Here is a 21,635-nt window from a genome sequence, read left to right as displayed (position 1 = left end):
CCTTACACCTTTCCCAGACGCTGGCCGGCAACGGCACGCAGCCGGCCCCACCACCATTCATTTTCCAGATACCATTGCACGGTCTTCTCAATACCGCTGTCGAAGGTCTCTTGCGGCGTCCAGCCCAGATCACGGCGGATCTTGGAGGCATCAATGGCATAGCGGTGGTCATGGCCGGGCCGGTCGGTGACGAAGCTGATCAGCTCCCGGCGGGAACGGCCCGGCTCCGGCCGATATTTGTCCACCAGATCGCAGATGCGCTCCACAACCTCAAGGTTGGTCTTTTCATTATTGCCGCCGATATTATAGCGACCGCCATTTTCCGCCTTAATCATCACCTCGGCAAGCGCCCGGGCATGGTCTTCCACATGCAACCAGTCGCGCACATTCTGGCCATCCCCATAGACGGGTAGTTTCTTCCATTCCAGCGCGTTGAGGATGATCAGCGGGATCAGCTTCTCGGGGAAATGATAGGGGCCGTAATTATTGGAACAGTTGGTCAGCACCACCGGCAGGCCATAGGTATGGTGCCAGGCATCGACCAGATGATCCGACGCCGCCTTGGAGGCAGAATAGGGCGAACGCGGCGCATAGGCGGTTTCTTCGGTGAAGAAACCCTCTGCGCCCAGGCTGCCGAACACTTCGTCGGTAGAAACATGATGGAAGCGGAAATGCGCCGCGGCCTCCTTCTCCATCGCTGACCAATAAGCCCTGGCGGCGGCCAGCAGCACCGACGTACCCACGATATTGGTCTGGATGAAGGCGTCCGGTCCATCGATGGAACGGTCGACATGGGACTCGGCCGCCAGATGAATGATGGTATCCGGCTTATGAGTGGCCAGTACCTTATCAATGGCCGCCCGGTCGCGGATATCCACCTTCTCGAACCGGTAAAGCGGGCTGTCGGCCACTGGCTTCAAATTGTCCGGATTGGCGGCATAGGTGAGGCAATCGACATTCACGACCGCGATGCCGCGATCCAGAATCAGGTGGCGCACCAGTGCCGACCCGATAAAGCCGGCGCCGCCGGTGACCAACACCAGCTTGGGATTACGGAACGTCATGTCTCACCAATTAAAAAGGGCGGGAAGGTCTTTAAGCAGGGGCAGCTTTGTGTCCTTGGCGGACAGCTTTACCTGATCGGCGCTGAAGGGCCAGTCGATGCCCAGGTCGGGATCGTTCCACAGGATGCCGCCATCATCGGCCGGGCTGTAATAGTTGGTGACCTTGTACAGAAATTCCGTGTCGGGCAGCAGGGTACAGAAGCCATGGGCGAAGCCAACCGGCACCCACAGCTGGGCGCCGTTTTCGGCCGACAGCTCAACCTTGACATGCTGGCCAAAGGTGGGAGAGCCGGTGCGGATATCGACGATCACATCCAGCACGGCACCCCGAACAACGCGCACCAGCTTGCCCTGCGCGCTTGGGTTCCGCTGGAAATGCAGCCCGCGCAGTGTCCCCACATCGGCCGACAGCGAGTGGTTGTCCTGCACAAAATCGGGATCGCTGCCGGTCGCTTCGGCAAAGCGGCGGCGATTGAAAGTCTCACTGAAATAGCCGCGATGATCGCCATGACGGGCAGGCACCAGAAGCTTTGGCCCGGCGATTGCGAATTCTCTGACGTCCATGTTTGATTCCATATTGGGGCGGGCATGGGCGCCGGCCCCTCATGTGTGATATCGCCCCACCACCCTTATGCCTCAGGCGCATCGGCGCTGCAACCCGCGACATGGCGGGCCCGCCGGCTTGTTCGGATGAGGGAGGTCGGCCCTTCGCCGTCGGGGCTACCGCTGCAGATCCTTGAACTCGATATGGCGAAAACGCAGTGCGATACGGGCCACCATAGCCACCCGGTCAGTCTGTCCGCGCCGCCAGCGGTTTAGCATGGTCACGGCCAGACCGGCCCAGACGGTCGGCAGCGCATAGGGGAAGTGGCGCCAGGTGATGCGTAACCGGTTACGCAAATTGTAGAAATCGGCCAGCAGGCTGACGGCTTCCCGCTTGCCGCCGGTACTTCCGCCTTCCTTGTGGAACACGATGGCCTCCGGGCAATAGCCGATATCGAACCGGCCCCGGCCGGCCCGGCAATAATCGATTTCCTCGAAATAAAGAAAGAAGCTTTCATCCATCAACCCCACCTGTTCCAGCCAGGGGCGACGGATGAACATGGCGGCACCGAACACATAATCCAGTGGCCGGTCGGCGTGCCGCTGCGCCGCCTCCCGGGGTTCCCCATAGCCATGATGGTCGCAAAGCCCGGTCCAGCGATGATAGGTGCCGCCACCGGCGGCCTGAATCACATCTGGCCGGTCATGGTAGAGCAGGGTGGACCCAATGATCCCTTGCCGGGGATGGGCTTCTGCATGGCGCCAAAGGGCGGCCAAGGCGCCGGGATCGACCTCGGTATCATTGTTCAAAATCCATACGGCGGCCATGGCCGGATCGCGCAACGCCAGGCGTACGCCGACATTATTGCCACCGGCATAGCCGTGATTGGCTGCGTTCTGGATCAGGAACGCATCAATTGTTGCGGCCGGGGCCGTGGCCAGTGAAGCAGCCTCGCTCAATACCTGAAAGCGGTCGCCAAAGCGCTGGCTCATCGCCTGCCACAGGATGGAGGGGGAGCCGTCGGTCGATGCGTTATCGCAAACAACCAGACGCCAGCGAACCCCGGTCAGTGCCATCACACTGTCGATACAGGCGAGTGTGTCGGCGTGACCGTTCCAGTTCAGCAGCACGATCCAGCACGTCGCGGCATCTGCTGCGACCCTTTCGGGCGTTACTGTCATTTCCGGTTCGATCTCCACGGATTCCACGGTGAACCTTGTCTAGGCCCGAGGGGCGCGATGGTCAATGACGCTTGCGGTTAAGCGGGTATGGGGGGCAGACATTCGGAAGACAATGACAAGTAACACTTCCGCTTGGGTCGGATTTTGCGCAACAGTCTGGCCCCGCGGCTTGGCCGTCTCGTCCTTGTCCCTGTTTTGGCTGAACATCATGGCCCGCACCGACATTCTTCTGGCCACATATAATGGCGCGACCTACCTGCCCGAACTGATCGCATCGATCGAGGGGCAGCAGGATGGGGATTACCGCGTGCTGGTGCGCGATGACGGATCGCGCGACGGCACGATGGCGCTGATCCTTGCCTGGCAGGCGCGCGATCCGGCACGGGTGTCTGTGGTGCCGACCGACCAGCCGGCGGGGGGGGCCGCTGGCAATTTCGCCCGCCTTATGGCGGTGGCGGAGGCTCCCTATATCCTGTTCGCTGACCAGGATGATATCTGGCATCCGGAAAAGGTGGGGGCGACGGTTGCGGCGCTGATGGGGGCAGAGGCAGTGTCGGGGGCCGATACCCCCTTGCTCGCTTTCTGCGACCTGGCCGTGGTGGATGAGGCAGGCAGGGTGCTCAATCCCAGTTTCCGCCGTTTTCAGGGCATGGATGCGGTCGGCGGGGCGGCTTTCCACCGCCTGCTGACGGAGAATGTCGTCACCGGCTGCGCCATGGGCATCAACCGTGCGGCCTGTCGAATCGGTTGTAATGTTCCGCCGGAATCGCTGATGCATGATTGGTGGCTGGCTCTGGTCTGTGCTGCCAGCGGCAGGATCATTACGATGCCGCAATGCCTCATCGATTATCGCCAACATGCCAACAACGCGGTCGGGGCCAAACCCTGGTCGGCCGCTGACGCCATTGTGGAAAAAATCCGCAGCCGCCGGTTCCGGGCCAATCAACAGCGTTTCCTGGCCTGGATGGATCGGCTCTACGCCCAGGCCGACGCGCTGCAGCGCCTGCACGGACCGGACCTGCCGCAGGGGCCCGCCAGAACCCTGGCAGCCTTCCGGTCGTTGCCCCGGCTTGGTTTCCTTGCGCGCCGCATCCGAATGATTCGCTACGGCTTTCGGCTGTCAGGTGTGATTCGGACCATCGGCTTCTACTTGCGCGCCTGAGTGGGTTGGCGCCTTTGCCCTTGGCGACCGCCAGACGGATTCGCAGTGGATAAAACAGGGGGACCGCATGAATTGGCTTAAAGAGCTGATTTTTTCATGCTCCCCTGTGGCAAATTTGCATTGTCAGGCTCTCACCAAAAAAAAACTTTATTAACAAGGGGATGGCATTGATCCGCCCCTTTTGCCCCTTGCACAGCGACGTCATGTTAGCGAGTTGCTTAACAAAGTCGGGTTTTCGCGGAATCCCGCGCTCATTTGGCTCTTGCGTATGGCGGCCTCCTCGCTTAAAGAACCTACTACGCTTGAACGAATAAGGGTCTAACGGGCGTGTTTTCAGTGAGCAAAATGACTTCCTCTGGTCGTTGCCTCCGCATTTCGCGGTCGGTCAGCCGGCCGCTGAGTATCTTGTTCCGTCATATGCAGCCGGGATTTCGGTTGTAAATTGCCCTTTGGCTTGCTCAACTCCACCCGTTTTTCAGCATTTCGGTCAGGCAAGTTAGCCAACCTACGGAGAATCTAGATGGCTGTCACGTTGAGCTCCCTCTTTAATGAGGCCTACTACCTGTCCCAGAACACGGACGTTGCCAATGCCGTCAAGGCGGGCATCTTCTCCTCCGGGCAGGCTCACTGGGAGCAGTACGGTAAGTTCGAGGGTCGGCCGTTCTCTGCGGCTTTCAACCCGACGGTCTATGCCGCCAACAATCCTGACTTGGCTACCGCTGGCCTGACCACCCCGGCGCAGCTGACCCTGCACTATGTTCAGTACGGCATCTTTGAGGGCCGTAGCATTTTCACCTCCGCCCAGTTCGATGCGAGCATCTATGCGTCGCAGAACCCGGACCTGGGTAACAACGGCATCACCGATCCCGCCGCTCTGTACCAGCACTTTGTCACGTACGGCATTGACGAGAACCGCGTTGCCTCTGGCTTCGACGGTGCTGCTTACTTGGCCGCGAACAAGGATCTGGCCGACTACTTGGCCGCCGGCAACACCTTCGGTGGCTATACCGGCGTGGCCGCTGCCCGTTATCATTACTACCATAACGGCATCGCCGAAGGCCGCCCCTTCCCGACCGCCAACCCGAGCTACGCCATTTCGGCCGCGTCGACGACGCTGACCGAAGGTAACGAGACCACCTTCACTGTCACCTCCTCGGTGATTGCGACTGCGGACACCACGCTGACCTTCAACATCGTTGGCGACACCAATGGTGGCACCATCGCTGCTGCTTCGGCCGCCGACTTCACGGGCCTGACCGGCACCGTGACCATCGCCGCTGGTTCCACCACCGGTACCTTCAAGATCACCGCGGTGAACGATCAGGTCGCCGAAGGTCTGGAAGGCTTCAAGATCAGCCTGTTCGACGCTGCCCTGAAGGCCGTCACCCTGACCGGCTCCACTGTCTTCGCCGTTTCCGACCGTACCGATCCGGTCGGCCAGACCCTGACCCTGACCGGCGGCATCGACACCCTGGTGGGTGGCGCTGGCAATGACACCATCGTCGGTGGCAATGGCAGCAGCCTGATCTCCCTGGACTCCGTTGACGGCGGCGCCGGCAACGACATCATCACCTTCGTGACCACCGATGACGTCTCCGTCACCGCTGGCGCCAAGGTTCTGAATGTCGAAACCGCGACGATCACCACCACCGGTGCCGTTGCTGCCGACGTGAAGGGCTGGACGGGCCTGACCGCTGTCACCGCCACCGGTGGCAAGGGTGTCAGCGTCGTTGCCGATACCACTGTTAACGTCAGCGCCACCTCCACGGCGGCTGGTGCCAACAATCTGTCCGTTACCGGCGGTAAGGCTGTCACCGCCACGGCGGCGGCTCGTACCACTGGCACGATCAAGGTTGCTGACGCCGCTGGTGCTGTTACCGTGAACAGCACGGGTGCTTCCACGGGTGACATCACCATCACCGGTGCGACCTCCACCGTGACGGTTACCAACACCTCCAGCGCCAGTGGTAAAGACGCTGCCGGTGCGGTCAATGTGACCGGTGGTACCACCGTTACGGTCAGCAACCTGGCTTCCAACGACGTCAACACCACTACCGTCCTGGGCACCACCACGGTGACCGGTACGTCGGCTACCACCTCGGTGACCGTGAAGCAGAGCGCGGCCGCCACGGCTTCCGCCTCTGTTGCCGGTGTTGCCAATGGCGCCGTGTCCGTCCAGGACGCGAACGCTGGCGATACCACCAAGGCCGGCACCATCACCTCCGTGACGCTGGAAAATTACGGCGGCACGCTCATCAGCTCCAACGCGCTGGCCAACCTGTCCCTGAAGGGTGGCAATGCGGCCGTGGACGTCACCAACGCCCTGACCACCCCGACCGTGACCACGCTGAACGTGGCGCTGAACGGTGTCATCGGCGGTACGCTGACCGACACGGCTGGCGCTTACACCAAGCTGAACCTGTCCACCGCAACCGCGGCGGCCAAGCTGACCAACGTGGCGGCTGCCAACGTCAAGACTCTGACGGTTTCTGGCAGCGCCGCTCTGGAACTGGCTTCCACCGCTGGCCTGACCTCTCTGGACACCGTGACCGTCTCCGGTTCCGGTGGCGTGAAGGCTGACTTCAGCGGCAAGACCGTGACCGCCGTTGACGCTTCCGCTTCCTCGGGCGCCAACACTGTCACGGTCGACGCCACCAAGGCCACCTACAAGGGTGGTTCGGGTGTCGACACCGTGACCATCGCGGCTGCCCCGACCAAGGCCATTGACGGTGGCGCTGGCACGTCCGACGTTCTGGTTGTCAACTTTGCGGGCAACTTTGACGCCGCTGCCAACACCAATGTCACCGGCTTCGAAGTGCTGAGCCTCGGCACCTCTGCCGGCGGTGGTTCCTACAACGCCACCGGCTTCACCTCCCTGCGCCAGGGTGCGGTGACCGGTGCGGTGACCTACTCCAACGTTGCCGCTGGTGTGGGTCTGACCCTGACGGCGTCGCCGGGCTTCAACACCTCCTACGTCCTGAAGGACGCCAGCGGCAAGTCGGACAGCCTGGCGCTGACCCTGACCTCTGACAATGCTCTCGCTGCTGGCAATATCACGGCGTCCGGTATCGAAACGATTGCCATCACCAACACCGATACCAACGCCACCGCCCACACCAACACCATCGCGCTGACGGCCGCTGACGCGACCTCCATCACCGTGACGGGCAATGCGGGTCTGGTGCTGACCAACACCACGGCTGTTGCTGTCACCAACTTCGACGCCTCTGGTGTCACCGGCAAGGCCGCTGACGCTGCCGCCCTGGGCGTGACCTACACCTCTGCCTATACCGGCAGCAGCACGGTTACCATCAAGGGCGGTATCGGCAACGACGTGCTGACCGGCAACACCAAGAACGACGTCATCACCGGCAACGACGGCAACGACACCATCATCGGTGGTGGCGGTAACGATAGCCTGGATGGTGGCGCCGGCAACGACGTCATCACCGCTGGTAACGGCAACTCCACCATCGTCGGTGGCGCTGGTAACGACACCATCACCGCTGGCAATGGCAATTACAGCATTTCCGGTGGCGAGGGTAACGACACCATCACCGCTGGCAATGGTGCCCACACCATCGATGGCGGCGCTGGTACCGACACCATCACCATCGGCACCGGCCTGGCCGTTGTCACCGGTGGCGCTGGTTCCGATACTTTCGTGCTGAATGCGCCGAACGCCAACGGCAACATCTACGCCACGATCACCGACTTCGCCAAGGACTCCGGTTCCGGCGCGTCGCTGGTTCCCGGTGACTCGATCAACCTGTCGGCGCTGTCTATCGGCGGTGCAGTCACCAACACCACCCTGGGCGACAAGGTTTCCCTGGCTGGTACGGCGGCCTTCGCCGACTACCTGAACGCGGCTGCTTCCGACCATGCCGCTGCGGCGACCAACGCCGTGGTGACTTGGTTCCAGTTCGCTGGTGACACCTACCTCGTGGTTGACAACAACAACGACAACGTGTTCGTCAGCAGCCCGACCACCGGTGATCAGGTTGTCAAGCTGACCGGCCTGATCGACCTGTCCGGTGTGTCCATCACCGGTGAAGTTCTGCAGCCCCACGCCATCTAATTGGCGCGCTGAAAAGACTGATTTGCTCCTTCGGGAGCGGACTGAAGACCCCGGAGAAATCCGGGGTCTTTTTTCTTTGGAAAGTCGTTCTGAGACGTTAGCAATAGGCGACGGTCCCGGAGGAGTTGGCGGCGTTCCATGCAGATCCTGTTTGTGCATCAGAATTTTCCCGGCCAGTTCAAATCGCTGGTCCCGGCCTTGCTTGCGGCAGGGCATCAGATTACGGCGCTGGCCATTGAGGGGGCCGAGTTACCCGGCACCCGCTTCATCCGCTATCGTTTAACGCGGGGAACCTCGCCCAATATCCATGCCTGGGTCAGTGATTTCGAAACCAAGGTGATACGGGGGGAGGCTTGTGCGACGGCGGCAGCCGAGTTGCGTGCCTCAGGCTATCAGCCAGATATCATTGTCGGCCATCCCGGCTGGGGCGAGATGCTGTTCCTGCGTGACATCTGGCCCGGCGTTCCGCAGCTGCATTTTCTGGAATTTTATTACGCCGCACGCGGCAGCGACGTGAATTTCGATCCGGAATTTTCTCGCGCGCAATGGCAAAACGGCGCCCGGGTACGGGTAAAAAACTCCAGTGGCCTTGTGTCGCTGGAACAGATGGATGCCGGCTATAGCCCGACAGAATGGCAGCGTTCTTCCTATCCGTCCTTTGTTCATTCCCGCGTCGAGGTGGTGCATGACGGGGTCAATACCGACCTGCTGAAGCCCAACCCGCAGGCCAGTATCACGCTGGCGAACCGGAATATGCTGCTCCGTCCGGGCATGAAAGTGATCACCTTCGTCAATCGCAACCTGGAGCCCTATCGCGGCTATCACAGTTTCATGCGGGCGCTGCCGCAGATGCAGCGGTTGATACCCGATGCCCTTTTTGTGGTGGTGGGCCGCGATGGCGTCTCCTATGGTGCCAAGGCACCGGAAGGCCAGACCTGGAAAGAAATTTTCCTGGCGGAGGTGGCGGAGCGCATCGACCAGTCGCGGGTGATCTTTGCCGGGCATATTTCCTATCCCAGCTTCATCGCCCTGATGCAGATTTCCGCTGCCCATATCTATCTGACCTACCCGTTCGTGCTGTCCTGGTCGATGCTGGAGGCGATGGCCTGCGGGGCCCCGATTATTGGCAGCGCGACACCGCCGGTGCAGGAAGTGATCGAGCATGGGTTCAACGGTTTGCTGGTGGATTTTTTTGATTATGACGGTCTTGCCCAGGCAGTTGCCGAGGTCGTAGAGCATGGCGAGCGTTATCAGGGAATGCGACAGGCCGCACGCCAGACGGTGGCGGACCGCTTTGACCTCACCCGCATCTGCCTGCCCCGTCAGCAGGCCCTGATCCACAAGGTGGCGGGCCGGCCCAGCTGAAGCCCGGCGCCCCGACGTCACCATCATGTCAGCCCTATGAACCGAAGGCACCGGTTGCACGCCGCAGGCTGGTCGGGTATGAGCCTTAGGAGGATAACGCATCAAAGGTGGCAGGTAATGACGACGGACTGGTCCGCTGGCTATATGGCGGAGATTTCTTATACGCATGGTTTTTACCGTGAACTGACGCCGTCTATCCTGAATTTTGCCGCCCTGTTGTCCGGGCATCGTGCGCCGACGCCGCTGACCTATTGTGAATTGGGCTGCGGTCAGGGCTATTCCAGCAATTTGCTTGCGGCTGCCTATCCGGAAATCCAGTTCCACGCGACCGATTTCAATCCGGCCCAGGTGGTCGGCGCGCGCGATCTGGCCGCCGAAGCCGGCAGCGATAATATTACGTTCTATGAAGATAGTTTTGCGGAGTTTCTGGCGCGTACCGATCTGCCGGATTTTGATATTATCTCGCTGCACGGCATTTACAGCTGGGTCAGCGATCAGCACCGGGCGGAGATCGTGGAGTTCATCCGCCGCCGCCTGCGTCCCGGCGGTCTGGTTTATATTTCCTACAATACGCTGCCCGGTTGGGCCGCCGCCATGCCCTTGCGCCGTCTGATGGTGGAGGGTGCGGGCATGGCTGCGGGCCAGTCCATCATGGGCCGTATCGACCAGGCCCTGTCGCTGGCGGAGTCGGTGTCGGCGGTGAATGGCCGTTTCTTCAGCACCAGCCCCGGCATGGTGGACCGGCTGGAACGGATCAAGGGGCAGCCGCGTGCCTATGTGGCGCATGAATATTTCAACCAGCATTGGACACCTTTCTACCATGGCGATGTCGCCGCGGAGATGGCCAAGGCCAAGCTGAACTGGATCAGCTCGGCGCATCTGCTGGATCGGCTGGATGCGATCAATCTGTCGCCGGAGCAGCAGCAGATTCTGGCGCAGATCGGGGATGTCACCCGGCAGGAAACCCTGCGCGATTTCATGGTTAATCAACAGTTCCGGCGCGATATCTTTGTCAAAGGGGCGGTGCGGTTGCCGACCGGCGCCTTGCGGGTGCTGTGGGATGCGCAACGCTTCATGCTGTCGGTCGATCGGACCAAGGCGGCAATGACGGTCTCTGGTGCGCTGGGTGAAGCCAGCCTGCAGGAGGAGGTTTATGTCCCGCTGATGGAAGCGCTGGAGCTTGGCACGCCCAGCTTCGCCGAGTTGATGGCGCAGCCTGCGCTGGCTGCTTTGGGTGTGCAGCGCCTGCAGCAGGCGCTGATGGTACTGGTGGGTGCCGGCTATGCCCAGCTTGTTCTCCCCGAAGCCGGGGCCGACGTCCGCCATCGCCGCTGCCGCGCCTTCAATGACGCCGTCATCCGGCGGTCGCTCTGGTCTTCCGAACTGCAATATTTGATCTCGCCCATCTATGGTTCGGCCATGGTGATGGATCAGGTGTCACAATTGTTCCTGCTGGCGCGGGCGGAAGGTGCTGCGGATGCGCCGGCTTTTGCCTGGGACGTCTTGTCCCGGAATGGTCAGCGTCTGCTGCGCGATGGCAAGGCATTGCTGGAGGACGCTGATAATCTGGCGGAACTGCGCGAAAAATTCATGGCATTTCAATCGGGCGCGCTGCCCCTGCTGCGGCGTGCGGGCATTATCTGACTGGCATCATGAAACTTCCTGTCGCTGCCACCAGCCTGGATTTGCGCTACGAGCTGCGCGAGGACAGGCTTGTGCTGACCGCACGCACGGCGTCGTCGGGTCTGGACCTGTTCCTGACGCGGCGCCTGACGCGCGCGCTGCTGGCGGGGTTGCTGGAATTGCTGATGCAAACCAGCGATCTGGTGGCACGCAGTGGGGTTTCCCATCGCAGTGACGTGCTTCTGTTCGAGCATCTGGAGGCCGTCACCCCCCTGGGTGCCGGTGAAGAGCCCCCGCAGGGGGCGCCGCCAGCGCTGGCGGCGGAAATTCAGGCGCAGCGGCCCCGGCTGGTTCACCGGATCGACCTCACCATCAATCCCGGTGGCTTGCTCTTGTCCTTTTGGGATGAGGCTTGCGAACTGGCCTGGATGAACCTGACGCGGCCGATGGTGCATCAGCTGATCAATATGCTGCTGATCAAATGCCGGGAGGCCGGCTGGAACCTGGATGAGCTGGCCTGGATCGACCGGGCAGGGCAGATCGTCGTTCCGGAAGGGTCGCGCCTTTGTTGACATCAGCAGGATGGAAGCGGTGGCGGGTGGCCCTGCGGCATAACATCCATGGCCATGGTTTGCCGCTGAAACGCCCCAATCATGTTGTTACATTCCACGTGTGCCGGGGGGAATGGTTGCATCAGCCACCCGTTCCGTCTTGTTGCAGGCCCGGTGTTTGAGACGTTAGAATAGCATCCCGGCTACAGCGGCGTAGCCGGGTTATTTGTGTGACCAGCTTCTGGAAGCAGGCGAAGCCAATGAAGATTGTTCCCGTCAACCGCCAGGCAGGCGCCCCCTCACAGTTGCGCCAGGCGTTGAAGAGCTCCGGTCGAGCGTTCTTCTTCGTGGCGATATTCAGCTTCTTCATTAACCTGCTGATGCTGACCTCACCCATCTACATGTTGCAGGTCTATGATCGCGTGCTGACAGCGCGCAGTGAATCCACACTGATCTATCTGAGCCTGATCATCGCTGCGATGATGCTGGTGATGGCTATGCTGGAGATGGTGCGCTCCCGTGTGCTGGTGCGCGTCAGCGGCAAGATGGACCAGATGTTGAGCGGTAAGGTGTTCGACGCCATTTTCGCCCTTAATCTGCGCAGCCCGGCGGCCAACCGCAGCCAGTCTCTGCGTGATCTGGACATGCTGCGCCAGTTCATCACCTCGCAGGGGCCTTTCGCTCTGTTTGATGCGCCATGGGCGCCTATCTTCATCGGCATCGTCTTCATGATGCATCCGCTACTGGGGCTGGTGGCAACCATTGGTGCCGTAATCCTGTTCGCACTGGCCTATGTCACTGAGGTGACTACCAAGAAGCCGCTGAATGAAGCCAATGTGCACGCCATCAAGGCGGCTTCCTTTGCCGAAGCCAGCCTGAAAAACAGTGAAGTGCTGGCCGCCATGGGCATGTTGCCCGGTATCCGCCGTCGCTGGCGTGTCAGCCAGGACAAGGCGCTGATGCTGCAGGCCCAGGCCAGCGACGCGGCTGGCGGCATCAGCGCCCTGACCAAGTTCATCCGGTTGCTGCTGCAATCCTCCATGTTGGGCTTTGGCGCCTATCTGGCGCTGGAAGGGCAGATCACCGCCGGCGTGATGATTGCGGCCTCCATCATCATGGGGCGCGGTCTGGCCCCCGTCGAACAGGCCATCGGGTCCTGGAAATCCTTCGTCTCGGCGCGGGGCGCTTATCAGCGGTTGGATGATCTGCTCCGCACCTTCAATCAGCAGACCGACACGATGGAACTGCCGGCACCGGTGGGCCATGTCGCGGTTGATCGCGTGGTGGCCATGCCCCCCGGCGCCAACACCCCGACGATCAAGGGGATCAGCTTTGCCCTGACGGCTGGTGAGGCATTGGCGATCATCGGGCCCAGTGCGGCTGGCAAATCCACCCTGGCACGCCTGCTGGTGGGCATCTGGGCCCCGCATTCCGGTTCGGTCCGCCTGGATGGCGCTGATGTCTATAGCTGGAACCACGAGCAGTTGGGACCGCATATCGGCTATCTGCCGCAGGATGTCGAAATTTTCGACGGTACGATCAAGGAAAATATCGCCCGCTTTGGAGAGGTCGACGCCACCAAGGTGGTGGAAGCGGCCCAGCTGGCGGGCGTGCATGAGCTGATCCTGCGGCTGCCATCGGGGTATGATACGCTGATCGGGCCGGGCGGTATCGCGCTGTCAGGCGGGCAGCGTCAACGTCTGGGGCTGGCACGCGCCGTCTATGGCAACCCGTCCTTCATTGTTCTGGATGAGCCAAACTCCAATCTGGACTCTGACGGGGAGGTAGCGCTGGTCAATGGTCTGCAGCGCCTGAAGCAGATGAACGCCACCGTCATCCTGATTTCCCATCGCCCCAGCATTCTGAACCATGTGGATAAGGTGCTGCTGCTGCGGGAAGGCATGGTGGAGATGTTCGGGCCCAAGCAGGATGTGATTGCCCGCTTGACCCGTCCGGTCGCGCAGCAGGCCGCCGTGCCGCCACAGGGCGGCGCCGCGCCTGGGCAGGTGACAGGGACGACAGGCGGCTGATGTCAGGTTTTCAGGCCTGTTTCGTGATATTTACTTCCGGTACCTGACGGGTGCCGATCTTTTTGAAAGTGCGCAAGCATGACCGACCTTGTCACCAGCAAGAAGCCCGCCCTGCCGGTTCCCGGTCTGGGGAAGGAACTGGCATCGACAGTTCCCACCGATGAGCTCCCCGTTGTCCGGTTCGGGATGGCAATCATCCTGATCGCCTTTGGCGGCCTTCTTGCCTGGTCCACCTTCGCCCCGCTGGCCAAGGGGGTTGTGGCGTCCGGTACGCTGGTGGTGGATAGCAACCGCAAGAGCATTCAGCATCTGGAAGGGGGCATCGTCTCTGAAATCCTGGTGCGTGATGGCGATGCGGTGAAGGCCGGTCAGGTGCTGATGCGCCTGGATGAAGTTTCATCGCAGGCGCAACGCGATGTGCTCTACGGCCAGTTCCTGGCCGCCAAGGCCAAGGAAGCGCGTTTGATCGCGGAACGTGAGCGCAACGAGAAGATCAGCTGGCCCGCTGAGCTGACCCCGGGCACCGATGATAATGCCCGTAAAACCAGCATTCGCAGCAATGAGGAACAGTTGTTCGACAGCCGCCGACTGACATTGGCCGGGCAGCTTTCCATCTATGAACAGCGGGTGAAGCAGCTGGAAGAGCAGATTAAGGGCTATGAGGCGCAGGTTATCGCTAATACCGATCAGATCCGTTTGATCGACGACGAGCTGGAAGGTCTCCAGCAGCTTTTCGACAAGGGATATGCCTCCAAAACACGGCTGTTGCAGCTCCAGCGCGAACGGGCGGAACTGGATGGTGCGCGCGGTAATTATGAGGGCGAGATTGCCCGGTCCCGGATGCAGATCGGGGAGGCGCGGCTGCAGATCCTTCAGGTCCGTAAATCTTTTGAGGAGGATGTGGCCGATAAGCTGCGTGAGGCGCAACAGCAGATCTTCGATCTTGAGGATCGCTTGACCAGCGCCAATGACGTGTTACAGCGGCGCGAGGTGAAGGCGCCGGGTGATGGTATTATTGTCGGCCTGCGTGTTCATACGTTGGGCGGTGTTGTGCGGGGGGGCGAAACCATCATGGATTTGGTGCCCAGCCATGAGAGGTTGATTGTTGAAGCGATGGTCAGCCCGAATGATATCGACAATATGGCCGTGGGCCTGGAGGCGGAGGTTCGGTTCTCTGCCCTGTCCACCCGCATGGTTCCGATTTTGACCGGGACAGTCATGCAGGTCGATGCCGATGTTACCACCGATCAGCGCGGCAACCGGTACTATCTGGCCCGTGTAATTGTACCGGAAGACCAGCTGTCCAAGTTGGGCGGCCAGAAGATCGTTCCCGGTATGCCGACTGAAGTCTTGGTAAAGGCCGGCGAACGTACTTTGCTTGAATATCTGACCAAGCCCTTGACCGACAGCTTCTTCCGCGCGTTCAAGGAGGTTTGAGCCAGCGCCAGGAGGGCGCATGTTGACAATCCGTGAGACGGGGCCGGTCTGGCGTTTACAGGCGGCCCCGCGTGAACTGGCCCGTGCAGTTGCTTACTGTGAGCTTCCCGCCAATAGTCTGGTCCTGACGGAAGCGGCCTGGACCGGCTTGGTGCCAGACAGTGCCTATGTTGAATGCCCGACCTTCTTTTTGCAGGACAAGGTGGGGTTCGTCGCCCTCTTGGCCTATTTCGTGGTGAATGGTCACGGGTTCCGACTGTTCGTCCGCTCACCGGAGGGTGAATCCGAGGGGCTGCTCCTGGCTTATCCGCGGCTGGACGAAACGACGATAAGCCTGTTGCGCAGGTTCGACCGGCTGGCGGCGGACCAGATTGATGATCTTTGTCGTCGGCTGGAATTGTTCCTGGGGCAACTGGCGTTACCGCCTGGGAAGCCGACATAATAGCAGGGGCGTTGGCTTGTCGCGCTTTGGCTTCGCCCAGCTTTATACCTGCGGCGCGAAATCATGACCGATGGTCACGCTTTCATGCCCCTCAATTGCCGGGCGGTGGCATCCGCCGCCTTGGCTCCCGCCGCACGAGCGGCGCGGCGGCGGTCGTCGGCCTCCAATCCGCCGAAAGGTCAACCTTTCGGCGGATTGGTATCAAATCAGGTCCGCGTAAGCGTGACGCCCCTCTGTCGCACCATAGAGCAGATAATGGGTGAGACCACTGGCAAAGCTGCCAGCATGGACGGCAGCGGCAACGTCCGGATAGGTGGCGAGATAATAATCTTCATCGAAGAGCGCTTGCCGACCCTCATTTTGACCATAGAGCAGGTAATGGTCAATTGCCGAACTGATCACCCCCTTGGTGATCGCGCTGCCGATATCTGGGTTCAAAGCCAGATAATCAAGCGCATCGAACGTGGCATTCGGGCTGCGATTTTCGAACTGCCCGATCAACATGTAATGCGAGAAAGCCGTGAAGGAGCCAGCCGCCACCGCGGCCGCCACATCGGGATTATGTGACAGGTAATAGCTGGTGTCGAAAAACGCGGCTGGATTGCGGCCTTCCTTCTGACCATAGGTCCAGAAATGATCGGCGGCGGCGGCGGCCAGCACCTCTTTGCTGGCGCCTGGATAGGCGGTCGTCAGGGCCGCTGCAACATCGCGATTGGTTGCCAGATAATAATCGGCATCGAAATGGACGGCGCTGACCCGTTCACCCCAGCTGCTGCTATCCACCACCCGGTCACTGAAGGAGATATATTCGACATCGCGGATACGCAGTTGCAGCCCGTCCTTGCCGGTAACCAAGGCCCAGCGCTCGCCATTTTCGGTTACGAGTGCAACCTGATAAGCACTGGCGGGCCCGTTCAATACCAGCCGGTCTGCACCGGCACCGCCATCCAGCCGGTCGCCATAGCTGGCGCCGACGAAGACGTCATTCCCGCCACCGCCCAGCACCACTTCGGCCCAGCCGGTGGTCCGGATGACATCGGCCTTGTCGGTACCCTGAATGACCGGCGTGCTCGTCTGTACCGTATCGTCATAATTGCCGAACATGACATAGGTCATGTCACCGGAAATGCCGATGCCGATTGTATCCCAGCTGGCCAGCAGCAGATTGGCACTGGTACCGGGATTGCTCAGCCAGCTTTGCAGCAGGCTTTCACTGGTCTGCCCGACCAGGGTGCCTTCGGCATTCTCCGCCAAGCCGGCAGGCAGGGTCAGATGCAGACCGCTGGCCACACTCAAAACCCCGTTCAGGAAGGAACTGCCGTCGCTCCAATGATGCAGGGTGGGAACAGGCCGGGTCTCTATCGTCTTCGTTGACCAGCTGGCATAGCCGATATTGCTGCTGAAATCGGCGGCATGCTGGCCCGCCAGAACGGTGAGATCCACAACCGGCCGCAGGCTGGGAAGGCCCTGGGCCACCCGTTGATCATTGATCGCATGATAGAGGCTCAGCTCATCAAGCGTCATGACATTGCTACCAGCCATCAGAAGTGTTTGAGCGGCAAAGGACATTATCTCAACCCCCTGAAAGCGGCACGTCACCGGCCGGTAGTTGCCCGATCATCGTCAATCCCCCGGTCTGTGCGGGCAGTTGTGACAGATCCAGAATGATGCCGCTGGATGTGCTGGTCGGTGTCGATTTTTCAACGACCAGACTGTCATGGTTGCTTTGGAAACTTTCTGCGGCCACCTGCAGCCGTTCCTGCTGCGGTGTGAGGACCACCAGGAAAAGATCATCCTTTTCCGTCGCCGACAGCACGACCTTGTCGCTCCTGATCAGGTGCAGTATTTCCGGGTGATCGCCCGCCTGTGGCAACAGGCTCTCCAGGGCGATCAGATGCTGAGGTGCCGCCACATCCACTTTGACCGTGGGCGCAGCCTCGGCAAGCATCAATATGTCACCAAGGTCGATTGGGGTGGCGCTGCTGGGATGCGCCGCCGGCGCTTCTTCCGCAGCAAGCAACGCCCCTGCTTTTGCCGGTTCGGCAACCTGGGGCGTCCCGATCATGGGTTCCACCAGGGCAGCATCCGGCGCCGGCTCTTTGCCGGGATGGTGATTAACCTTTTCCGCCTCATGCAATTCTGGCAATGCAAACGTATGGCTGTTATCCTTAAAGGCGTGATCGCCAGCAACAGTTTCGCTGACGTCCGGCAGGGGCGACGCCATCGCGTCATGCGCCACCGTGCTGGCGATCACATCCGCCGTCAGTACCGCGATGACGGCACTGACGATCCGCAGGAACGCATGTGACCCGTCTGGGTCGGTCTTGTTATCCGTGCCATCATGGCCGTGGTCGGCCGGCACATGGGGATCGCCAAGAACCAATGCGTTCAAATCCAGGTTGGCCAGGGCGGCACGCAACGTGTCCCCCTGCCAGGTTTCCCCGTCCAGAACATGGACGATAAAAAATCCGTCGATCCTGGCGATATGCACCAGCGTTTCACCGCTCGCCACATCCTCCAGGGCGAACCAGGGATCCCCCTCGTCCGTCAGGCCGCAGGCCCCTTCCAGCACAACGCCATGGCGGGCGAACAGGTCGATGCAGCGATAAATATCGGCTAAATCCTGGTTGCCCCAGGCACCGCCATTGCCCCCGCCATTGCGGCCGGGAAAGGTGAAAATCTCGGCAGAGACGCTCATGACGCCTCTCCTTCCGTCGCCGTACCGGCAGCCAGCAGCAGGGCGGCAGCATCCGGTTCAAAGGCGGCCAAATACCCAGCGGCGAACAAGGCAGGTTCCATTCCCAGTGCCGCGGCCCAGCCAACCAGACTGCCTTCCGGCACCCGGCCCCGACCAGCCTCCACAGCGCTGATAATGCCCGGACTGGCGATCCCGATACGGCTCGCCAAGTTGCGTGTACTTAAACCGTTGGCCAGACGTTGCTGACGAATCACCCGCCCCCAGGCGGCGCGACGTTCCCGCGCCATAGTGATCCTGTCACGTTGAAACAACTCCTGCACGTCGCCGCGCGGGGCTTCCAACGGATCAGAACGCAGGGGGATGATGTCGCCCATCGCCGCTCCCGGACTCAGACGACCCGGAACTTAGCGGTCTTGGCGGATGATGTTCCGCTGTCCGTGGCCGCAGTACCGGCCTCACTGATCTCCCCAAACAGAATGGCGTGGGTTATCGGATCATAATATTGCATCAGGGTGCGCACAAACTCAGCCGGGGCCATTTGCAGAGCATTGGCCCAGGCAAGATAGCTGTCCGGCGGAATGCGGCCACGCCCGGCCTCGATCATTGAAACCATAGTATAATATTCAAGACCGACGGCCTCGGCCAGGGCTCGCTGTGTCAGCCCGACTTCCGTGCGGCGGTTCTTCAGCCAAGCCCCTGCGCGTCGGCGCAGCTCCTTGACCTCTTCACCGCCGCCATGTTGGGGGTGGGTGTACATACGATATCCTTGAGCTCGATTCCTCAAGGCCAACATAAGCGACTTTATAACAGAATACCACTTCACTTGTGGCCCGCACGGCGTTACCGCCGAAAAAGTCCCATTGCTTGATCAGAATGTCACAGTTTTCTGCCCAAAAAATAGGCGAATGCAGCCTCGGCGCTGCCGATGTCCCATGATTTGGTCAGCGAAACCGGCGCTGAGCGTGCAGGAAGCGGTACCCGGCAAGGAAGAAGACAAATGATTCGGCTGCAACCACGGCGAGGGCCGCCGATATATGCATGGAAATGCCCAGCAGATGTAAAGCCAGCATCGTCCCGAAATTGGTGGCTGCTGCGATTTTCAGCATCAATGCCCAAAGCCGGTTCTCGCCATAATTAAACATATAGAGCGAGGAGAAGCAGGAACCGACCCCGACCAGAATGGGAACGGGGGAGAGGATGCGGAGCACGCGGGCCGATTCCATGAAATCGGGCCCGAAAACCCACATCACCAACAGGTCGGCGCCAAAGGCCATCACCAGACCACCCGCCAGCCCGACGCTGCCGGCCATCAGCATCACCCGGCGGATCAACCGCATACCGGCGGCGGGATCGGTCACGGCCAGGTTGGCCACGCGCGGCATGGCGGCCTGGGTGATGGCGGCCAGGAACCCTTTGCCGGCATTCAGGCAACGATCCCCGATATTATATTGGGCGGCCGCTACTGGCCCGCCCAGCAGACCCACCAGAAAGGTCTGCGCCATCGTATAGATCTGGATCACCAGATCGGCGGCAAAGATTCGCCAAGCCGATGCCAGCCGGGCCTTCACCGCGGCGATGGTGGGCAGGCGCAACACATCCCCATAATGACGGGCCAGAAAACGGAAGGTGACCAGCCCCGGCAACATGGCACCCGCTGCGGTCAGGCCGATGGCCAACCCGACATCTTCGGGCTGGCGCACCAGCGCGAAGATGCCGATCACCCCGGCCAGCCGGCCGAACATCGAGGAAAAGACGACGATGCGGAACTGCTCCAGCCCCTGGAACAGCCAGGGGGGCGTCAGCAGGTTGCAGAAGGCGATCAGCGGCACAAAGCTCAGCACCGCGCCGACACCCGTACTGTGCGGCAGCTGTGACCAGAGGGCGATAATGACCAGCAAGGCCAGGCTGAATAACAGTCCCCGCACCATATAGGCTTCGGCCACGATGGCGGCGGTACGCTGGCGATCCTCCTTATGGATCGCCACTTCCCGTGCCGCGCTCCAGTTAAAGCCGAAATCGCATATCAGGCCCAGCAAGGTGCCGGCCGAGACGGCCCAGGCATATTGACCGAACTGCGCCGGTCCCAGCACCCGGGTAATGAAGGGCAACACCACCAGCGGGATGATCAGGTTGGCGACGTTGGTGACCCCCAGATAGGAGATATTGTGCAATATCTTGCGGTCGATCATGGCTCAACCTCCCCTCAGGGGGTCTGCTCCGCGACGATCGACCTGATATTGGCTTCCATCGCATCGCCCGCCGCCTCCCAGGTCAGGGTGCGGGCCATTTCCCAGCCTGCCTGGGCAATGCGCTGGCGATGGGCATGGTCAATGATCAACCGTTCCAGACCGGCTGCCACCGATTCCGGGGACTGCGCCTCCACCACTTCAGCCGTCTGACCGGGGATGGCATATTGCTCCGTCCCCGGCTGCGTGGTTACTGTGGCCAAGCCGCAGGCCATGGCCTCCGCCGGGAACAGCGGGAAGCTTTCATACCAGGAGGCGGACAGCAGGATGTCGGCCTGACGATAAGCCTCTGCCAGAGCCAGCGGCTGCAGGAAGCCCAAATCCTTGTAAGGGGCGATCGGATTGTCCGGCGGCAGGGCGGCCCCGCCATAGACATGCCAGTCGATCTGGTAATGCGGCAATCTGCGCCGCACGATGGCGGTCGCCTCCGCCATCTCCTTGAAGCCTTTCCAGGCGACATGCCGCCCGCCATAGGAAATCAGCGTCACCTTGCGATCATCTGGCGCTGCGAGCGGCTTGGGACTGCCGTTGAAGATATTATGATCCAGCGCATTGGGTGACAGGCGCAACGACGCACCGGGCACCGCCTTGTCCACCTGATCATAGAGCCAGGGCGAATTGGCCATCATCGCCAGCCCCAGCCGGTATGACATGGCCGCAACCTTGCGGGTCAGCGTCGGGTCCGGCGTGTCATTGGCAAAAATGACTTCGTAATGCTGCATGAAGTAGCCGAGCTTGCCAGTACCAAACAGATAGACCGGCAAGGCGGTACTATATTGGGTGGCAATGGTGATATCGGCCGGCGGAATCATGCGCCGTAACTCATGATGCTGTACCGCCTGCTCCAGCTCCGCCGTCCAGAGCTGGGGCAGGTTGCGCACCAAGCCCATGAAATCGCGGCGGATAGCATCCTTGCCCGCCGCGTCGCGGCGGGGCAGCCAGCCGGCCACTGTTCCGATCAGCCGACCGAGGGCGCCGCCGGCCGATTGCGGCGCCCAATGCAGCAGGGTGCCGAATTCTTTCTTGAACCATGCCGGCGCATCGCAGGGGCGGGTCGGGATGATCGTCACCTGATGCCCACGCTTATGAAGCTGGTGGGCATGTTCCAGGATACAGAGGATGCCGCCGGTGAACTTCTCCCGATGCAGGGGAGGGACGACAATGTTCACACGCAGCGAATTCGCAGCCATTTGGCGCCTTGCCTGAAGAGGTAC

General features: G+C 61.0%; 17 protein-coding genes. 8 read left to right on the top strand and 9 right to left on the bottom strand.

The window, feature by feature from the left end; all coding sequences use genetic code 11:
- Window positions 1-2 precede the first annotated feature (2 nt).
- From rfbB to CHB97_RS16065, 3 genes are all read right to left on the bottom strand, one after another.
- A complete protein-coding gene (gene rfbB / locus CHB97_RS16075) occupies window positions 3-1,064 on the bottom strand; it encodes a dTDP-glucose 4,6-dehydratase (protein ID WP_089288997.1) in 1,062 nt (353 codons plus the stop codon).
- Between the two features lie 3 nt (window positions 1,065-1,067).
- Window positions 1,068-1,628 carry a dTDP-4-dehydrorhamnose 3,5-epimerase gene (gene rfbC, locus CHB97_RS16070; protein ID WP_089288996.1) on the bottom strand — a complete coding sequence of 187 codons (561 nt, stop codon included), beginning with the start codon at window positions 1,626-1,628 and terminating at the stop codon, window positions 1,068-1,070.
- Window positions 1,629-1,784: 156 nt separating this feature from the next.
- Window positions 1,785-2,789 (bottom strand): glycosyltransferase family 2 protein, encoded by a 1,005-nt coding sequence (locus CHB97_RS16065; RefSeq protein ID WP_089289036.1) that lies wholly within the window; start codon window positions 2,787-2,789, stop codon window positions 1,785-1,787.
- Window positions 2,790-2,997: 208 nt separating this feature from the next.
- Between CHB97_RS16065 and CHB97_RS16060 the strand changes: the two genes are divergently transcribed.
- From CHB97_RS16060 to CHB97_RS16025, 8 genes are all read left to right on the top strand, one after another.
- Complete coding sequence (locus CHB97_RS16060; protein WP_160105920.1) at window positions 2,998-3,951, top strand: glycosyltransferase family 2 protein; 954 nt, start codon at window positions 2,998-3,000, stop codon at window positions 3,949-3,951.
- 520 nt (window positions 3,952-4,471) lie between these two features.
- Complete coding sequence (locus tag CHB97_RS16055; RefSeq protein ID WP_089288994.1) at window positions 4,472-8,029, top strand: S-layer family protein; 3,558 nt, start codon at window positions 4,472-4,474, stop codon at window positions 8,027-8,029.
- A 138-nt stretch (window positions 8,030-8,167) separates the two neighbouring features.
- Window positions 8,168-9,394 (top strand): glycosyltransferase family 4 protein, encoded by a 1,227-nt coding sequence (locus CHB97_RS16050; protein ID WP_089288993.1) that lies wholly within the window; start codon window positions 8,168-8,170, stop codon window positions 9,392-9,394.
- Window positions 9,395-9,511: 117 nt separating this feature from the next.
- Complete coding sequence (locus tag CHB97_RS16045) at window positions 9,512-11,038, top strand: class I SAM-dependent methyltransferase (RefSeq protein WP_160105918.1); 1,527 nt, start codon at window positions 9,512-9,514, stop codon at window positions 11,036-11,038.
- A gap of 8 nt (window positions 11,039-11,046) precedes the next feature.
- Entirely contained in the window at window positions 11,047-11,589 is a 543-nt protein-coding gene (locus CHB97_RS16040; protein ID WP_089288991.1) for a hypothetical protein, read from the top strand.
- A 239-nt stretch (window positions 11,590-11,828) separates the two neighbouring features.
- Window positions 11,829-13,598 (top strand): type I secretion system permease/ATPase, encoded by a 1,770-nt coding sequence (locus tag CHB97_RS16035; RefSeq protein WP_089288990.1) that lies wholly within the window; start codon window positions 11,829-11,831, stop codon window positions 13,596-13,598.
- A 78-nt stretch (window positions 13,599-13,676) separates the two neighbouring features.
- Window positions 13,677-15,035: an HlyD family type I secretion periplasmic adaptor subunit gene (locus tag CHB97_RS16030; RefSeq protein ID WP_089288989.1), complete on the top strand. Its 1,359-nt coding sequence runs from the start codon at window positions 13,677-13,679 to the stop codon at window positions 15,033-15,035.
- 19 nt (window positions 15,036-15,054) lie between these two features.
- A complete protein-coding gene (locus CHB97_RS16025) occupies window positions 15,055-15,477 on the top strand; it encodes a hypothetical protein (protein ID WP_089288988.1) in 423 nt (140 codons plus the stop codon).
- Window positions 15,478-15,678: 201 nt separating this feature from the next.
- Here the strand turns inward: CHB97_RS16025 and CHB97_RS16020 are convergent, their stop codons facing one another.
- The 6 genes from CHB97_RS16020 to CHB97_RS15995 all read right to left on the bottom strand — a co-directional run bounded on the left by CHB97_RS16020 (window position 15,679) and on the right by CHB97_RS15995 (window position 21,611).
- A complete protein-coding gene (locus tag CHB97_RS16020) occupies window positions 15,679-17,001 on the bottom strand; it encodes a hypothetical protein (protein WP_089288987.1) in 1,323 nt (440 codons plus the stop codon).
- A 49-nt stretch (window positions 17,002-17,050) separates the two neighbouring features.
- Complete coding sequence (locus CHB97_RS16015; RefSeq protein WP_089288986.1) at window positions 17,051-18,175, bottom strand: hypothetical protein; 1,125 nt, start codon at window positions 18,173-18,175, stop codon at window positions 17,051-17,053.
- Window positions 18,172-18,549: a helix-turn-helix domain-containing protein gene (locus CHB97_RS16010; protein ID WP_089288985.1), complete on the bottom strand. Its 378-nt coding sequence runs from the start codon at window positions 18,547-18,549 to the stop codon at window positions 18,172-18,174. The genes CHB97_RS16015 and CHB97_RS16010 overlap by 4 nt, the downstream gene beginning before the upstream one ends.
- 14 nt (window positions 18,550-18,563) lie before the next feature.
- Window positions 18,564-18,932, bottom strand: coding sequence for a helix-turn-helix domain-containing protein (locus CHB97_RS16005; RefSeq protein ID WP_089288984.1), 369 nt, complete (start codon window positions 18,930-18,932; stop codon window positions 18,564-18,566).
- Between the two features lie 184 nt (window positions 18,933-19,116).
- Window positions 19,117-20,364: an oligosaccharide flippase family protein gene (locus CHB97_RS16000; protein ID WP_089288983.1), complete on the bottom strand. Its 1,248-nt coding sequence runs from the start codon at window positions 20,362-20,364 to the stop codon at window positions 19,117-19,119.
- Between the two features lie 14 nt (window positions 20,365-20,378).
- Complete coding sequence (locus CHB97_RS15995; RefSeq protein ID WP_089288982.1) at window positions 20,379-21,611, bottom strand: glycosyltransferase family 4 protein; 1,233 nt, start codon at window positions 21,609-21,611, stop codon at window positions 20,379-20,381.
- Window positions 21,612-21,635: the final 24 nt, after the last annotated feature.

It is taken from the genome of Azospirillum sp. RU38E (assembly GCF_900188385.1).
Classification (GTDB): domain Bacteria; phylum Pseudomonadota; class Alphaproteobacteria; order Azospirillales; family Azospirillaceae; genus Niveispirillum.
The sequence above is the reverse complement of the archived record's forward strand: the minus strand, read 5'-3'. Positions and strand labels throughout refer to the sequence as shown.

What these genes read in the sequence shown, in the direction of transcription:
- rfbB (WP_089288997.1), bottom strand. Translation starts at nt 1,064, where the DNA reads ATGACGTTCCGTAATCCCAAGCTGGTGTTGGTCACCGGCGGCGCCGGC.
- rfbC (WP_089288996.1), bottom strand. Translation starts at nt 1,628, where the DNA reads ATGGACGTCAGAGAATTCGCAATCGCCGGGCCAAAGCTTCTGGTGCCT.
- CHB97_RS16065 (WP_089289036.1), bottom strand. Translation starts at nt 2,789, where the DNA reads ATGACAGTAACGCCCGAAAGGGTCGCAGCAGATGCCGCGACGTGCTGG.
- CHB97_RS16060 (WP_160105920.1), top strand. Translation starts at nt 2,998, where the DNA reads ATGGCCCGCACCGACATTCTTCTGGCCACATATAATGGCGCGACCTAC.
- CHB97_RS16055 (WP_089288994.1), top strand. Translation starts at nt 4,472, where the DNA reads ATGGCTGTCACGTTGAGCTCCCTCTTTAATGAGGCCTACTACCTGTCC.
- CHB97_RS16050 (WP_089288993.1), top strand. Translation starts at nt 8,168, where the DNA reads ATGCAGATCCTGTTTGTGCATCAGAATTTTCCCGGCCAGTTCAAATCG.
- CHB97_RS16045 (WP_160105918.1), top strand. Translation starts at nt 9,512, where the DNA reads ATGACGACGGACTGGTCCGCTGGCTATATGGCGGAGATTTCTTATACG.
- CHB97_RS16040 (WP_089288991.1), top strand. Translation starts at nt 11,047, where the DNA reads ATGAAACTTCCTGTCGCTGCCACCAGCCTGGATTTGCGCTACGAGCTG.
- CHB97_RS16035 (WP_089288990.1), top strand. Translation starts at nt 11,829, where the DNA reads ATGAAGATTGTTCCCGTCAACCGCCAGGCAGGCGCCCCCTCACAGTTG.
- CHB97_RS16030 (WP_089288989.1), top strand. Translation starts at nt 13,677, where the DNA reads ATGACCGACCTTGTCACCAGCAAGAAGCCCGCCCTGCCGGTTCCCGGT.
- CHB97_RS16025 (WP_089288988.1), top strand. Translation starts at nt 15,055, where the DNA reads ATGTTGACAATCCGTGAGACGGGGCCGGTCTGGCGTTTACAGGCGGCC.
- CHB97_RS16020 (WP_089288987.1), bottom strand. Translation starts at nt 17,001, where the DNA reads ATGACGCTTGATGAGCTGAGCCTCTATCATGCGATCAATGATCAACGG.
- CHB97_RS16015 (WP_089288986.1), bottom strand. Translation starts at nt 18,175, where the DNA reads ATGAGCGTCTCTGCCGAGATTTTCACCTTTCCCGGCCGCAATGGCGGG.
- CHB97_RS16010 (WP_089288985.1), bottom strand. Translation starts at nt 18,549, where the DNA reads ATGGGCGACATCATCCCCCTGCGTTCTGATCCGTTGGAAGCCCCGCGC.
- CHB97_RS16005 (WP_089288984.1), bottom strand. Translation starts at nt 18,932, where the DNA reads ATGTACACCCACCCCCAACATGGCGGCGGTGAAGAGGTCAAGGAGCTG.
- CHB97_RS16000 (WP_089288983.1), bottom strand. Translation starts at nt 20,364, where the DNA reads ATGATCGACCGCAAGATATTGCACAATATCTCCTATCTGGGGGTCACC.
- CHB97_RS15995 (WP_089288982.1), bottom strand. Translation starts at nt 21,611, where the DNA reads ATGGCTGCGAATTCGCTGCGTGTGAACATTGTCGTCCCTCCCCTGCAT.